Source organism: Nioella aestuarii (assembly GCF_050896395.1).
Lineage (GTDB): Bacteria > Pseudomonadota > Alphaproteobacteria > Rhodobacterales > Rhodobacteraceae > Nioella > Nioella aestuarii.
In genome coordinates, this window is sequence record NZ_JBPBBA010000042.1 from 21,108 (window position 1) to 34,449 (window position 13,342).

Genomic DNA, 13,342 nt, shown 5'->3' on the forward strand with positions numbered 1-13,342 from the left:
CGCGATGGCCCCCGCCAAGCTGTGGGGATAACAATAGACAGGGAGTCTTTTCCGATGTTTGCTCGAATCTTGTGTTCGACGGCCATGCTGGTTGCCCTTGGCACCACAGCCTCGGCCGACGTGACCCTCCATATTCTTCATATCAACGACCTTCACAGCCGCATCCAGCCGATCAATCGCTTTGACAGCACTTGCTCGGCAGAGGATGACGAGGCCGGTGAATGCTTCGGCGGCGTGGCGCGGGTGGCGACTGCCATCAACACCCTGCGCGATGAACTGACCGCTGCCGGCGAGAACGTCATCGTCATGGACGCGGGTGACCAGTTCCAGGGCTCGCTGATGTACACGACCTTCAAGGGCGACGTGGAAGCCGAGATGATGGAAGCGATCGGCTTTGATGTCATGGCCGTGGGTAACCACGAGTTTGACGACGGCCCCGGCAACTTCCGCCGCTTCCTCGAAACCGTGAGCTTCCCGGTCATTTCGGGCAATCTCGACCTCAGCCAGTCCGAAGAGCTGAATGGCGAGGTTGAAAGCTATGTGGTGCTGGACGTGAACGGCCACCAGGTGGGCGTGATCTCGGCGCTGGCGACCGATACCGCCGTAACATCCAGCCCCGGTCCCAACGTGATCTTCCAGGACGAGATTGATGCGATTCAGTCCGACGTGGATGAGCTGACCGAAATGGGCGTTGGCATGATCATCGCGCTGACCCATGTGGGCCTGCCGCAGGATATTCGGATTGCGGAAGCAGTGACCGGGCTCGACCTGATCGTCGGCGGCCATTCGCATACCTACCTGTCGGCCGATGACCCGCGCCGCCATGGGCCCTATCCGACCTGGGTCGATGGTCCCGATGGCGCGATGGTGCCGATCGTGCAGGCCTATGCCTATTCCAAATATCTGGGCCACCTGGAGGTGACCTTCGATGACGACGGCAACCTGATCTTCGCTGACGGCAACACCATGCTGCTCGACGCGTCGGTGACCCCCGATCCCGAGATCGCCGCTCGGGTAGCGGAACTGTCCGCTCCGATCGAGGAAGCCATGGCCGAAGTGGTGGCCGAAAGCACCGATGTGATCGACGGTTCGCGTGACAACTGCCGCGCCCGTGAATGCCAGATGGGCGTGCTGGTGGCGACGGCCATGCTGGAACGCACCCGCGGCCAGGGCGTGCAGGTGGCGATCCAGAACGGTGGTGGCTTGCGCGCGTCGATTGACGCGGGCGAAGTCACCATGGGCGAAATCTTCACCGTGCTGCCGTTCCAGAACACGCTGGCCACCTTCGAGTTGACCGGCGCAGGCATCATCGCGGCGCTGGAAAACGGCGTCAGCCAGGTCGAGGACGGCGCCGGCCGCTTCCCGCAGGTGGCGGGTATGCGCTACACGTGGAACCCGGCCGCTGAGCCGGGCAGCCGCATCGTGTCGGTTGAGATTGAGACCGCAGACGGCTTCGTTCCGATCGACCCAGAGGCCACCTATGGCGTGGTGACCAACAACTTCATGCGTTCCGGCGGCGACGGTTATGGCATCTTCTCGTCCGAGGGCATGAACGCCTATGACTTCGGTCCGGGTCTGGAGCAGGTGGTGGCCGACTACCTTGCCGAAAACACCCCCTACATGCCGCATCTGGAAGATCGGATCATGGAAGGCGAATAAGCCTTTCTTTTAAGCGTTCTACTGGGCCGGGCAGGCGATTGCCCGGCCCTTTTTGCTGCTATGCAAACTGCGCATTCCCGGCATCGTATCTTGGCAATTGTGAATTTTGCTGGCGCTAACATATTGGGGGCATCAAAGCTGAAACCCGAAGGAAAAAACCGATGGCCTTCTCTCATTCCAAACTTGCCGAAGACGTCCGTAAATATGCCGCCTACCGCCGCACCGTGCGAGAGTTGGGCACTCTACCTCTGGCAACGCGACTGGATCTCGACATTTATGCTGGCGACATCCGCAAGATCGCCCATACCGCCGTTTACGGCTACTGATCTCGACCGACACATGATCTGACAGGGGCCGGGCGGATGCTCGGCCTTTTGCGTTCTGGCGCTTGCGAGCCATGCAGGCGCGCCCTAACCTTGCTGCCATGTGCGGACGCATGACCATCACCCACAAGGTTGACGCTATGGCGCGCTTCGTTGAGGCCGCGCCCGCCAATGATCTGCCGGACGGGCCGCGCTTCAATGTCTGCCCGACGCAGGCGGTTGGAGTGGTGACCTCTGCCGAGGGTTCGCGGCTCTACCGGCCCATGCGTTGGGGCTTTCTGCCGCGTTGGTACAAATCGCCTACGGATGGGCCGCTGCTGATCAATGCCCGGTCCGAGACCATCGCCGAAAAACCCGCCTTCCGAGACGCCTGCCGCCAGCGCCGCTGTCTCGTGCTGGCGACGGGGTTCTATGAATGGACCAAGGATGCCGATGGAAAACGCCTGCCTTGGTATATTCGGCCCGCTGATGGTGATCCGTTGGTTCTGGCGGGCATCTGGCAGGACTGGGCGCAGGGGGATGATCACTTTACCACTTTCGCAATTGTCACCTGCCCGTCGGGCGAGGGGCTGAACCATATCCACCACCGAGAGCCGGTCAGCCTGTCGCGAGAGGATTGGGGGAAGTGGCTTGGCGAAGAGGGCAAGGGGGCAGCGCTGTTGATGAAATCCGCGCCACCCGATCGGTTCGAATGCTTCCGTGTGGACCCGAGGGTCAATTCCAACCGCGCCGAAGGGCCAGAATTGATCGAGCCGATCTGAGCCGTCTTGCGAAGACACTTGCGGATTGCTAGGGCAAAGCACAGCTGTCGAAAGGCCCCCATGTCCCGCAACACCGCCACTGGCATCGGTTTCATTGCGATCCTGCTTTGGGCGCTCCTGGCCTATTTCACGGCTGCCAGTGGCGAGGTACCACCGTTTCAGCTGACCGCGATGAGCTTTGGTATTGGCGGGTTGGCAGGGGCGCTGACATGGATCGTGCGCCCGAAGGGCATTACCGCTTTGCGCCAGCCCGTAAAGGTCTGGGCGCTCGGGATCGTGGGGCTGTTTGGCTACCATTTCCTGTATTTCACCGCGCTTCGAAACGCGCCCACAGTCGATGCGAGCCTGATTGCCTATCTCTGGCCCTTGTTGATTGTGCTGCTGTCTGCACTTGGGCCAGGGGAACGGTTGGGGCTGCACCACATCATCGGCGCTTTGATGGGGTTTGCTGGGGCGGTATTGATCGTCACGCGGGGGCAGGGGATTGCACTGAACCCCGATTATGCATTTGGCTATGGTATCGCCTTTCTGGCGGCGTTTTTCTGGTCCTCCTATTCGGTGCTGTCGCGTCGCTTCAAGGAGGTGCCAACAGACGTGGTCACAGGATTTTGCATCGTCACGGCTTTGTTGGCCACTGGTGCGCATCTTATGCTGGAACAAACGGTCTGGCCGCAGGGAACAGGTCAGTGGCTGGCGGTTATCGGTCTTGGGGTCGGCCCCGTCGGGCTGGCCTTCTTCGTGTGGGATATCGGCGTGAAACATGGCGATATCCAGGTGCTTGGTGCGGCGAGCTATTCCGCGCCGCTTCTGTCTACCTTGCTGCTGGTTGCCCTTGGGGCCAGCCCTTTCACCTGGGTTATTGCCGTGGCTTGCCTGCTGATTACTCTTGGCGCAACGGTCGCCGCAAAGGACATGATCCTGCGTCGAAAGCCCCAATAGAAACAGGCCGCCCACAAGGGGCGGCCCAGTGTCAGTCCAGGGAGGAAATATTTAGACGGCTGCTCGATCATTGTTGATTCTTTTCCGTCTCGTAAACAATAGCAATCAATAATGGCTTAATTGGGGCGATTGTTTCCAATCCTGAATTGACACCAATCGCCCCCATCCATTTCACTCATCCAGCAAGGTGGATGTCGTGGAGCGCCAGCTCGTAGAACGGGTGCACATCGACATTTGCAAAGCGCCCGTTTGAGTGGTTGAAGACCGACCGCCAGTAGGGTTGGATCATCACGCCTTCCTCCTGCATGATCTGCTGAAGACGCGCCATGATCTCGCGCCGCGCATCGGCATCTGCGACGCCCATAGCCTGATCGAGAAGCGTATCGAACTCGTCATTCGCGAAGCCCGATTCATTCCACGGAACGCCTGATCTATAGGCCAGTGCCAGCACCTGAACGCCAAGCGGGCGGGGGCCCCATTCGGTGGCGGAGAACGGATAATTTGTCCAGTCGTTCCAGAAGGTTGCGCCCGGCATGATACGGCGTTCCACTGTCATGCCCGCGTCGCGCAGCTGTGCGGCGATGGCCGAGCAGGTGTTCGATTGCCACTCGGTGTCAAGCGAGACGAGTTCGAAGACGGTGTCCGCATGGCCCGCTTCTGTCAGCAGCGCCATGGCGCCCTCGGGATCGGGCTCCAACGCGGGAAGCTCCGCGTATTCCGGGTGGATCGGGCAGACATGGTGGTTTTCGCCAAGCAGTCCCTGGCTGCCGATGCCGAGTTGCAGGATGGTCGCATTGTCCACCGCCATCTGTAGCGCCCGGCGCACATCGCGGTTGTCAAAAGGCGCCGCCGTCTGGTTGAAGCGAACGGCCAGCGTAGCGGCGGTGACAGCTTCAGTAGAGCCCCAGCCGATGGAGTCGAAAGCGGCCACATAGTCGGCATCTGTGCGGTAGGTCAGGTCGATATCTTCCGAATCGGCCGATGCCAGAACGGCCGCCATGTCGGTGCCGAGGTCGATAAACTCGATCCTGTCGAGCCATCCGCCCTCACGCCAATAGTCATGGTCGGGGTTGCGTTCCAGAGCCTGCAAAACGCCGACCTCATTGTGCACGGGCAGGTAAGCGCCCGTTCCAACCGGGTTTTCAGATGGATCGCCACCGGTGTAGCTGGTGTGGACAAGAGCGGCCGGATAATCCGACAACGCCGCCATGATCGCGATGTCGGGGCGTTGCAGGTTCAGTTGCAGCGTGTGGTCGTCGATGACCACAACAGCGCCTTCGGCAAGCTGGCCGGTGTCGGCGTTTTGCAAGGCACCGACGCGGGTCGCCATCGAGTTGCCCTCGACCGTACCATCGGCCCATCTTTCAAGGTTGAAGGCTACGTCGGCGGCGGTAAAGGGATCGCCGTTGTTCCAGCTGACGCCCTGGCGCAAATGCAATGTGTATTGCGTGGCATCGTCGTTAGCCTCCCAACGTTCGCACAGCGCTCCTGTGACTGTGCCGTCGCGGTTGAACTGGGTCAGGTAATCCAGCCAGCCACGGCAGAAATTTGCATATTCCGTCCAGTCCCACAGGCGCGGGTCTTTCAGCGCCTTGGTTTCCATATTTACCCTAAGCGTGCCGCCTCGCACCGCCTGCGCCCGTGCCGGGGTGGGCATGGTGAGCCCGATCATCGCATAGGCCGTGGTCGCTGACACGCCAAGCATCGTGGCACGGCTCAGAAATTCCCGCCGGCTGAGTTTTCCGGCCCTTTCTTCAGCCGCGTATAGCTTGGCGACGGGGTGGATATCTTGGGTCATCTGCGGGGCTCTCCCTGATTGGTTCAGCTGATCTGATTCTATGGACACAACTGTCCATAGAGTTTTCCATCACTGGGTTTTCGTCAATCCTCTTTAGAGAAGGATATTATTTATGATGTTAAACAATGGGTTATCGTCTCTTTGTGCGGCGATTTCTTGAATCGACTAGGGCTTGACGAATTATTCTGGACAGTATTGTCTAGAAAGTGGGCGTGATCAAAGACGCCGCGACGAAAGCCAGGGAGACCAGCATGAAATCTCATTACAGGGCCGTGATCATTGGTGGTGGCGTTGTCGGAACCTCAGTGCTTTATCATCTTGCGAAATTCGGCTGGACGGATGTCTGCCTGATCGAACGCAAGGTTCTAACGGCGGGGTCCAGCTGGCACGCGGCGGGGGGCTTCCATGCGTTGAATGCCGATCCCAACATCGCGCAGCTTCAGGCGTATACAATCGATCTGCTGAGCGAGATCGAGAAAGAGAGCGGACAGTCCGTGGGTATGCATATGACCGGGGGCATGACGCTTGCCGGTACGCCCGACCGGTGGGAATGGCTGCAATCTGCCTATCGGACATTTCAGTCTATCGGGATCGAAGATTGCCGCCTTGTGACACCGCAAGAGGCGGGAGAGCTTTGCCCGATCATGTCGACCGAGGGCATTCTGGGCGGGATGTGGGCCGACCGGGAGGGTTATGTCGACACCACCGGCACGGTCCATGCCTATGCCGGGGCCGCACGCAAACGCGGCGCCGAGGTGATCGAAAACAACCGGGTGCTGGAACTGCATGAGATCCCAGAAGGCTGGCGCGTGGTGACCGAGAAAGGCACCATCACCTGCGAACATCTGGTCAATGCGGCGGGGCTTTGGGCCAAGCAGGTGGGCCGCATGGCCGGGATCGAGCTGCCGGTCAGCCCGCTCAATCATCACTACCTTATCTCCGACACGATCCCGGAGCTGGAAGCGCTCGACTTCGAGATGCCGATGACGGTGGATTTGGAGGGCTTCACCTATATGCGGCAGGATCAGAAGGGCATTCTTCTGGGCATATACGAGATCAACCATGAACATTGGATGATGGATGGCGCGCCGTGGGACTATGGGTTCGAGCTGCAACAAGAAGACCCGGACCGGATCGAACATGAGCTGACGCTCGGCTTCGAACGCTACCCGGCGCTTCAGCATGTAGGCGTCAAGACCTGGGTCAACGGGGCCTTCACCTTCAGCCCTGATGGCAACCCGCTGATCGGCCCCGTGCGGGGCAAGCGCAACTACTGGTGTGCCTGTGCGGTGATGGCGGGCTTCCTGCAAGGGGGCGGCGTCGGCAAATCGCTTGCAGAATGGATGATCCACGGTGAGCCAGAGGCGGATGTCTTCGGCATGGATGTGGCCCGCTATGGCGACTACGCGCAGAACAAGCGCTTTATCAAGGAAACCACCGGCCAGTTCTACACCCGCCGTTTCGTGATGACTTACCCGAACGAGCAGTTGCCCGCAGGTCGACCGTTGAAGATGGCCCCGGCCCATGACGCCATGTCGGCGGCAGGTGCCCGGTGGGGGGCGTCTTACGGTCTGGAACTGCCGCTCTATTTTGCGCCGGAGGGGTTCGAGGAGACGCCGACGCTGAAACGGTCAAACGCGTTCCCCATCGTTGCCGAGGAATGCCGCACAGTGCGTGAGGCTGTGGGGCTACTGGATATCTCTGGCTTTTCGCGCTTCGAGGTGACGGGGGCCGGGGCAGAGGCCTGGCTCAATCACATCGTGGCATCGAAACTGCCCGCCCCGGGCCGCGCGCGACTGGCCCCGATGCTAAGTGAAACGGGCAGGCTGAAAGGCGACCTGACCGTGTTCAACTGGGGCGACGGCACCTGGTGGATCATGGGCAGCTACTACCTGCGCGAATGGCATATGCGGTGGTTCACCGATCACATGGGCGCGGATGTGACCGTGACGGACATCTCTGATGCGACCGTCGGATTTTCCGTGTCCGGTCCCAACAGCCTGAAAGTGTTGGAGAGGCTGACGGACGGGCCGATTGCGGACCTGCCCTTCATGGGCTGTGGGCAATTTGACATCGGGCTGCTGCGGGCGCGGGTCGGACGGCTCTCGGTCGCGGGAGAGCTGGGATACGAGATCCATTGTTCTGCGGCTGATCATATTGCCCTGCGCCGGGCGCTGCTGGACGCAGGCGAGGGGCTTGGGCTGAAAGAGGTGGGCTTTTATGCACTGTTCAGCCTTAGGCTGGAGAAGAGCTTTGGCATCTGGTCGGCGGAATTCACCCAAGGATACACGCCAGCCATGACCGGCATGGACCGGTGGATGGATTGGGATAAGGGAGATTTCGTCGGGCGGAAGGCTGCTTTGGCAGAACGCGACGGGGACGGGCCTGCACAGGTTCTGGTGACGCTGGAGATCGCAGCGGAGGATGCCGATGCCAGTGGCTATGAACCCGTCTGGCATGGGGGGCGCCGTGTCGGGTTCGTCACCTCCGGCGCCTACGGTCACACGGTCGGGAAATCACTGGCAATGGCAATGGTCGACCGAGAGGCATCTGTGGCCGGTACAACGCTGTCGGTTCATATCGTGGGGCAGGAACGGGCAGCGACGGTTATTGCGCCTTCGCCCTATGATCGCGATGGTCAGGCCATGCGCAACACGTCAGGGGCAAGAGTATGAACGACTTTCCGGAAGCAACCAGCCGCCGCAGGCGTCGGCGTGAAGGCTCAGCGATCGGCGGACCTGCCCGTGTCACAAGTTACCGTCAGCTGCGCAATCCCTTCCCGGATGTGCCTGCCGTTAGTGACGACCGGGTGGAAGCCATCCACCAGACCGCGCTGCGCGTGTTGGAAGACCTGGGCGTCAAGGTGCTGCTGCCCGAGGCACGGGCGATCTACAAGGCCGCAGGCGCCCGGGTGGATGAGGCAAGCGAGATGGTCTTTCTGGGACGCGACATCGTGGAGGCTGCTCTTGCTGCCGCCCCGCGCGGTTTCCGCCTGCATGGCGCGACCCGCGACCGCGACTTGCAGATGGAACTGGGCACGCTCAGTTTCCAGTCCGGGGCCGGGGCGCCTAATGTCACCGACCGTTTGCGCGGACGCAGGCCCGGGGCCCTGTCGGATGTGATCGAACTGACCAAGCTCGTCCATCACTTCGATGCGATCCAGATGCTGAGCCCAGGGGTAGAGCCGCAGGACGTGGATATCGCGTTGCGCCACTATGCCTTTACGCACACGCAGCTGACCCTTTCCGACAAGATCCCCTTCGTCTTCTCACGTGGCACCGGTCAGGTGGAGGACTGTTTCGAAATGCTGCGCGATTTCAGGGGGCTGTCGGATGACGATTTCCATACTCAGCCGCATTGCTACACCATCATCAACACCAATTCCCCGCGCCAGATCGACATTCCCATGGCGCAGGGGCTGATCGACTTCGCCCGCCACGGCCAGCCGGCGATCGTCACCCCATTCTGTCTCATGGGCGCGATGGCACCGGTCACGGTTGCGGGCGCGGTGACGCTGAGCCATGCCGAAGCGATGGCGGCCATCACGTTGACGCAGCTGGTGCGACCCGGCGCGCCGGTGATGTACGGGGCTTTCGCCTCCAACGTCGATATGAAATCGGGCGCGCCTGCCTTTGGGACACCAGAACAGGTCAAGGCGAGCCTTCTGTCGGGCCAGATGGCGCGTCACCTTGGCCTGCCTTGGCGCAATGCAGCGGGGTGCGCGGCCAATGTGAATGATGCGCAGGCGGCCCATGAGACACAGATGAGCCTTTGGGGGGCGGTCCTTGCGGGTGCCACTGTGGTGATCCACGCGGCTGGCTGGATCGAGGGCGGGCTCTCTGTCTCGATGGAGAAGTTGGTGACAGATATGGAGGCCGTGCAGGTCATTACGGAGCTGTGCAGCGGAACCCCAACCGAGGATGCCGACATTGCATGGGATGCGCTGGCAGAGGTGCAGCCCGGCGGGCATTTCTTCGGCTGCGCCCACACGATGGAACGCTATGCGACGGCCTTTTACGAACCGCTTGTGGCGGATTGGTCCAACTTCGGCACCTTCACGGAACGCGGATCGCGGGATGCGAACACGCGGGCCACGGATGTCTGGCAAAAGATCGTCGAAGATCATCACCCCCCTGCCAGTGCAACACCTGACAGGGTTGCCGCGTTGAACGCATTCATCGCCCGTCGCACCGCAGAAGGTGGCGCGCCGCCAGTCAGCTAGCCCTCTCGCAAATGCGTCCACACCGCGCTAGCCTGACGGAAATACAGCAGGATCAGAGCCTTGAAAGAAGAACCAGAAACAGACGCCCACGAACCTCGCCCTGTCGCACATACCAAGGTGACGCGAAAGGATTGGCTTAACGTCGCCCGAGACATCCTGATCAGCGACGGGGTGGACAGCGTGAAGGTGCTGACCATCGGCAACCGGCTGGAGGTCTCCCGATCATCTTTCTACTGGTATTTCAAAAGCCGGCAGGACCTTCTCAACCAGCTTCTTGCCGAATGGGAACGCACCAATACCGGCATCATGATCGCCCATTGCGAGATGCCGGCGAAAACCATCACCGGTGCGGTTGCGAATTTCTTCCGCTGCATCGTCGATCCTGATGGTTTTAACCACCAGCTTGATTTTGCCGTGCGCGAATGGGCACGGCGGGATGGCAAGGTGCGCCGGGTCATCGACCGCTCGGACACCGCGCGGCACGAGGCCATCGCAAAGATGTTCATCCGGCATGGCTATGACGCATCAGAGGCCGATATCCGCGCCCGCGTGCTCTACTACCAGCAGATCGGCTACTACGCGCTGGAACTGGCCGAGACCCTGGAGGAGCGGCTGCCGCGTCTTGCGGGCTATCTCTATTGTTTCACCGGTGTACAGCCGCAGCCGGGCGAGGTGGAGGATTTCGTCCGTTTCACCCGCAGCTTTGCGGATGACCGGCCAGAACGCCCCCTGTCATGAACCGCTATTCCGCCTTTTCCCTGCTGCGAGAGGGCCTGCGCGGTCATCGCGGCTGGCGGTCCGCCTGGCGCAAGGCCCGGCCTAAGCCCAACTATGATGCGGTGATCATCGGTGGCGGCGGGCATGGGCTGGCAACCGCGTATTATCTGGCGAAGACTCATCGGATGACGCGTGTCGCAGTTCTGGAACGTGGCTGGATCGGGGGCGGAAATACAGGGCGCAACACAACGGCCGTGCGCTCGAACTATTTCTATCCCGAAAGCGTGGCGCTCTATGACCTGGCACTCCGGTTATATGAGGGTCTGTCGCAGGAGTTGAACTACAACGTCATGCTGTCACAGCGCGGTATGCTGATCGCCGCGCACAACCCCGGCCAGATGGAAATCTGCGCACGTATCGCCAATGCGATGAAGCTGAATGGCGTGGATGGGGAACTGATGGGCGCGGACGAGGCGTTGCGGCGCGTTCCGCTGCTCAACCAGACCCCGGATGCGCGGTACAAATGCATGGGCGGCATCTGGCAGGGGCGCGCAGGGGTCGCGCGCCATGACGCGGTGGCCTGGGGCTATGCGCGCGGGGCGTCGGACCGGGGTGTCGATATCATCGAAAATTGCACGGTCGAGAAGCTCTTGATCGAGGGCGGACGCATCACCGGGGTGGAGACCAACCTTGGCACGATCCGCGCGGATAGGGTGGGCGTTGCTGCGGCGGGCGCGACCCCCGGCATCGTGGCACAGGCGGGTGTTCGCCTGCCAATTCACACCTATGCGTTGCAGGCTTTCGTGTCGGAACCGGTGAAACCCTGTCTAGATACGGTGCTGCTCTACCTTGGGACCGGCACCTATGTGAGCCAGTCCGACAAGGGCGAACTGGTGTTCGGCGGCGGGCTCGACCGGGTGCCGACCCATGGTCAGAAGGGCAACCTGCCCGCTCAGGAGGCGGTGGTTTCGGGCCTTCTGGAAATGTTCCCGGCCTTCGGGCAGCTGAAATTGCTGCGCCAATGGGCAGGCGTGGTGGACGTGGTCCCCGACAGCTCGCCCGTGATCGGCCCCGCTGGCCCCGATGGGCTGTTCATCAACTGCGGCTGGGGCACCGGCGGGTTCAAGGCGATCCCGGCTGGAGGTTGGCTGTTGGCGCATCTCATGGCGACGGGCCAGCACCACGAGATCAGCCGCCCCTTCGATCTCGATCGGTTCGCAAGCGGGCGTCTGATCGACGAGGCCGCAGGCGCCGGAATATCGCATTAGGGGGACGGACCATGCAGCTTTTCACCTGCCCCTTTTGCGGGCCACGCGAAGAAACGGAGTTCCATTTCGCCGCCGAAGCCGGCAAGGCGCGGCCGGAACCGGCGGAAGATGTCAGCGATGCGGCTTGGGCTGACTACCTCTACATGAACGAGGCCCCAAAGGGCGAAGCGCGCGAGGTCTGGGTCCATGTGACCTGCGGTGAGTTTTTCTTGATGACCCGCGACACGGTCACGCGGGAAATCAGAGAGATAGCCGCCCTGCCGGGAAGAGAAACATGAGCGGCTGGCGGCTCTCCTCTGGCGGTGGAATTGACCGCAACAGGCCCCTGTCCTTTACCTTCGACGGGCAGCCCCTGACGGGGTTCGAGGGCGACACGCTGGCCTCGGCGCTACTGGCCTCGGGCACCCGTATCCTTGGGCGCAGCTTCAAGTATCATCGCCCGCGCGGGTTGTGGGGGATGGGCGGCGAGGAGCCGAATGCGATCCTCGATGTGACCGTGGACGGCAAGACCACCCCAAATGTGCGGGCCACGCAGATGGCATTGCGCGAGGGTATGACGCTTGCCTCGGTCAACGCAGCCCCTGATGCGGCGCGCGACCGGTTCGGGATCATGGATCTTGCGCATCGTTTCATTCCTGCGGGCTTCTACTACAAGACCTTCATGGCCATGGGCTGGATGCGGTGGGAACCGATGATCCGCCGCATGGCCGGGCTTGGGCGTGTCGATCCGGGCCATCACCCGGCGGCGGACATAATCCCGATGAACGTGTGCTGCGAACTGCTTGTCATTGGCGCGGGGCCTGCGGGATTGGCGGCGGCGAAAGCGGCGGCAGGGCAGGGGCGCGCGGTGTGGTTGATTGACGATGCCAGCGAGATCGGCGGCAGCTTGCGCTGGCGTGGCGGGCAGGTCGACGGGGGTGGCTGGCAGGACTTTGCCTCTGAGACGGTTCAGGCGGTCGAGGCTGCGGGCGGTCGGGTGATGACCGGCACGACGCTTTGGGGGGCCTTCGATCATGGGCTTTTCACAGCATGGCAACGTCGGCAGGATGCACCCGACCGGCATTGGCGAATTCGAGCGGACCAAGTTGTGTTGGCCGCAGGCGCGATTGAGCGCCCCTTGTGGTTTGCCAATAACGACCTGCCCGGTGTCATGTCGGCAGAGGCTGCGCTGCATTACCTCGCACTCTACGGGGCGGTCGCGGGCCGCAAGATCCTGCTCGCCACCGGCAACGACGCAAGCTACCCGGTTGCGGCTGCATTGGCCGGGGCGGGCGCGCGGGTGACGCTGGTGGATATGCGCGCAGATGGTCCCGCCGCTCCGCAGGGCGTGGACCTACAGCGCGGCGCACGGTTGACCAGGGCCAAGGGGCGGCGCGGGGTCGGTGGTGCGGTTGTTGAGGGCGGCCATGTGGATGCCGACACGGTGCTGGTGTCCGGTGGCTACACGCCGACGGTGCACCTGTGGTGCCAAGCGGGTGGCAAGCTGGATTGGAACGCCGGGGTGGACGCACTGGTGCCGCGCCCCGGAACCTGCGGCATGGCCGTGGCGGGGGCTGCGAACGGGGCATTCGGGTTGCAGTGGTTTCCGGACACATCGTCCACGTGGTAACCGTGTCGTTCATAAGCCTTTGTCGCAACCTCCATTGCGCGCAGCT

11 protein-coding genes are annotated in these 13,342 nt (G+C 61.9%); 10 read left to right on the plus strand and 1 reads right to left on the minus strand.

Going from position 1 to position 13,342, the window contains the following annotated elements:
• The first annotated feature begins 54 nt into the window (after window positions 1-54).
• From ACROHD_RS18060 to yddG, 4 genes are all read left to right on the plus strand, one after another.
• The gene (locus tag ACROHD_RS18060) at window positions 55-1,659 is read left to right on the plus strand and encodes a bifunctional metallophosphatase/5'-nucleotidase (RefSeq protein ID WP_432679806.1); all 1,605 of its coding nucleotides are present in this window, start codon (window positions 55-57) and stop codon (window positions 1,657-1,659) included.
• Between the two features lie 161 nt (window positions 1,660-1,820).
• On the plus strand, window positions 1,821-1,985 hold the full coding sequence (locus ACROHD_RS18065; RefSeq protein ID WP_432679807.1) for a DUF1127 domain-containing protein: 165 nt from the start codon (window positions 1,821-1,823) through the stop codon (window positions 1,983-1,985).
• 98 nt (window positions 1,986-2,083) lie between these two features.
• Window positions 2,084-2,743, plus strand: coding sequence for an SOS response-associated peptidase (locus tag ACROHD_RS18070; protein WP_432679808.1), 660 nt, complete (start codon window positions 2,084-2,086; stop codon window positions 2,741-2,743).
• A 60-nt stretch (window positions 2,744-2,803) separates the two neighbouring features.
• Window positions 2,804-3,682 (plus strand): aromatic amino acid exporter YddG, encoded by an 879-nt coding sequence (yddG, locus tag ACROHD_RS18075; RefSeq protein ID WP_432679809.1) that lies wholly within the window; start codon window positions 2,804-2,806, stop codon window positions 3,680-3,682.
• Window positions 3,683-3,857: 175 nt separating this feature from the next.
• Here the strand turns inward: yddG and ACROHD_RS18080 are convergent, their stop codons facing one another.
• On the minus strand, window positions 3,858-5,480 hold the full coding sequence (locus tag ACROHD_RS18080; RefSeq protein ID WP_432679810.1) for an ABC transporter substrate-binding protein: 1,623 nt from the start codon (window positions 5,478-5,480) through the stop codon (window positions 3,858-3,860).
• Between the two features lie 251 nt (window positions 5,481-5,731).
• On the opposite strand from ACROHD_RS18080, the gene ACROHD_RS18085 reads away from it, so the two are divergent.
• From ACROHD_RS18085 to ACROHD_RS18110, 6 genes are read left to right on the plus strand one after another with little or no spacing between them, the layout of a single operon-like run.
• The gene (locus ACROHD_RS18085) at window positions 5,732-8,155 is read left to right on the plus strand and encodes a GcvT family protein (RefSeq protein ID WP_432679811.1); all 2,424 of its coding nucleotides are present in this window, start codon (window positions 5,732-5,734) and stop codon (window positions 8,153-8,155) included.
• On the plus strand, window positions 8,152-9,702 hold the full coding sequence (locus ACROHD_RS18090; RefSeq protein WP_432679812.1) for a trimethylamine methyltransferase family protein: 1,551 nt from the start codon (window positions 8,152-8,154) through the stop codon (window positions 9,700-9,702). The genes ACROHD_RS18085 and ACROHD_RS18090 overlap by 4 nt, the downstream gene beginning before the upstream one ends.
• Before the next feature lie 60 nt (window positions 9,703-9,762).
• Window positions 9,763-10,440 carry a TetR/AcrR family transcriptional regulator gene (locus ACROHD_RS18095; RefSeq protein WP_432679813.1) on the plus strand — a complete coding sequence of 226 codons (678 nt, stop codon included), beginning with the start codon at window positions 9,763-9,765 and terminating at the stop codon, window positions 10,438-10,440.
• Window positions 10,437-11,687 (plus strand): sarcosine oxidase subunit beta family protein, encoded by a 1,251-nt coding sequence (locus tag ACROHD_RS18100; protein ID WP_432679814.1) that lies wholly within the window; start codon window positions 10,437-10,439, stop codon window positions 11,685-11,687. Before ACROHD_RS18095 ends, ACROHD_RS18100 begins: the two co-directional genes overlap by 4 nt.
• An 11-nt stretch (window positions 11,688-11,698) precedes the next feature.
• The gene (locus ACROHD_RS18105; RefSeq protein ID WP_432679815.1) at window positions 11,699-11,965 is read left to right on the plus strand and encodes a sarcosine oxidase subunit delta; all 267 of its coding nucleotides are present in this window, start codon (window positions 11,699-11,701) and stop codon (window positions 11,963-11,965) included.
• Window positions 11,962-13,296 carry a 2Fe-2S iron-sulfur cluster-binding protein gene (locus tag ACROHD_RS18110; RefSeq protein WP_432679816.1) on the plus strand — a complete coding sequence of 445 codons (1,335 nt, stop codon included), beginning with the start codon at window positions 11,962-11,964 and terminating at the stop codon, window positions 13,294-13,296. Before ACROHD_RS18105 ends, ACROHD_RS18110 begins: the two co-directional genes overlap by 4 nt.
• The last annotated feature ends 46 nt before the right edge of the window (window positions 13,297-13,342 follow it).

Bases quoted from the DNA above. Each gene is read 5' to 3' on its own strand.
- ACROHD_RS18105 (WP_432679815.1), top strand. From the start codon at position 11,699: ATGCAGCTTTTCACCTGCCCCTTTTGCGGGCCACGCGAAGAAACGGAG.
- ACROHD_RS18070 (WP_432679808.1), top strand. From the start codon at position 2,084: ATGTGCGGACGCATGACCATCACCCACAAGGTTGACGCTATGGCGCGC.
- ACROHD_RS18085 (WP_432679811.1), top strand. From the start codon at position 5,732: ATGAAATCTCATTACAGGGCCGTGATCATTGGTGGTGGCGTTGTCGGA.
- yddG (WP_432679809.1), top strand. From the start codon at position 2,804: ATGTCCCGCAACACCGCCACTGGCATCGGTTTCATTGCGATCCTGCTT.
- ACROHD_RS18065 (WP_432679807.1), top strand. From the start codon at position 1,821: ATGGCCTTCTCTCATTCCAAACTTGCCGAAGACGTCCGTAAATATGCC.
- ACROHD_RS18090 (WP_432679812.1), top strand. From the start codon at position 8,152: ATGAACGACTTTCCGGAAGCAACCAGCCGCCGCAGGCGTCGGCGTGAA.
- ACROHD_RS18080 (WP_432679810.1), bottom strand. From the start codon at position 5,480: ATGACCCAAGATATCCACCCCGTCGCCAAGCTATACGCGGCTGAAGAA.
- ACROHD_RS18100 (WP_432679814.1), top strand. From the start codon at position 10,437: ATGAACCGCTATTCCGCCTTTTCCCTGCTGCGAGAGGGCCTGCGCGGT.
- ACROHD_RS18060 (WP_432679806.1), top strand. From the start codon at position 55: ATGTTTGCTCGAATCTTGTGTTCGACGGCCATGCTGGTTGCCCTTGGC.
- ACROHD_RS18110 (WP_432679816.1), top strand. From the start codon at position 11,962: ATGAGCGGCTGGCGGCTCTCCTCTGGCGGTGGAATTGACCGCAACAGG.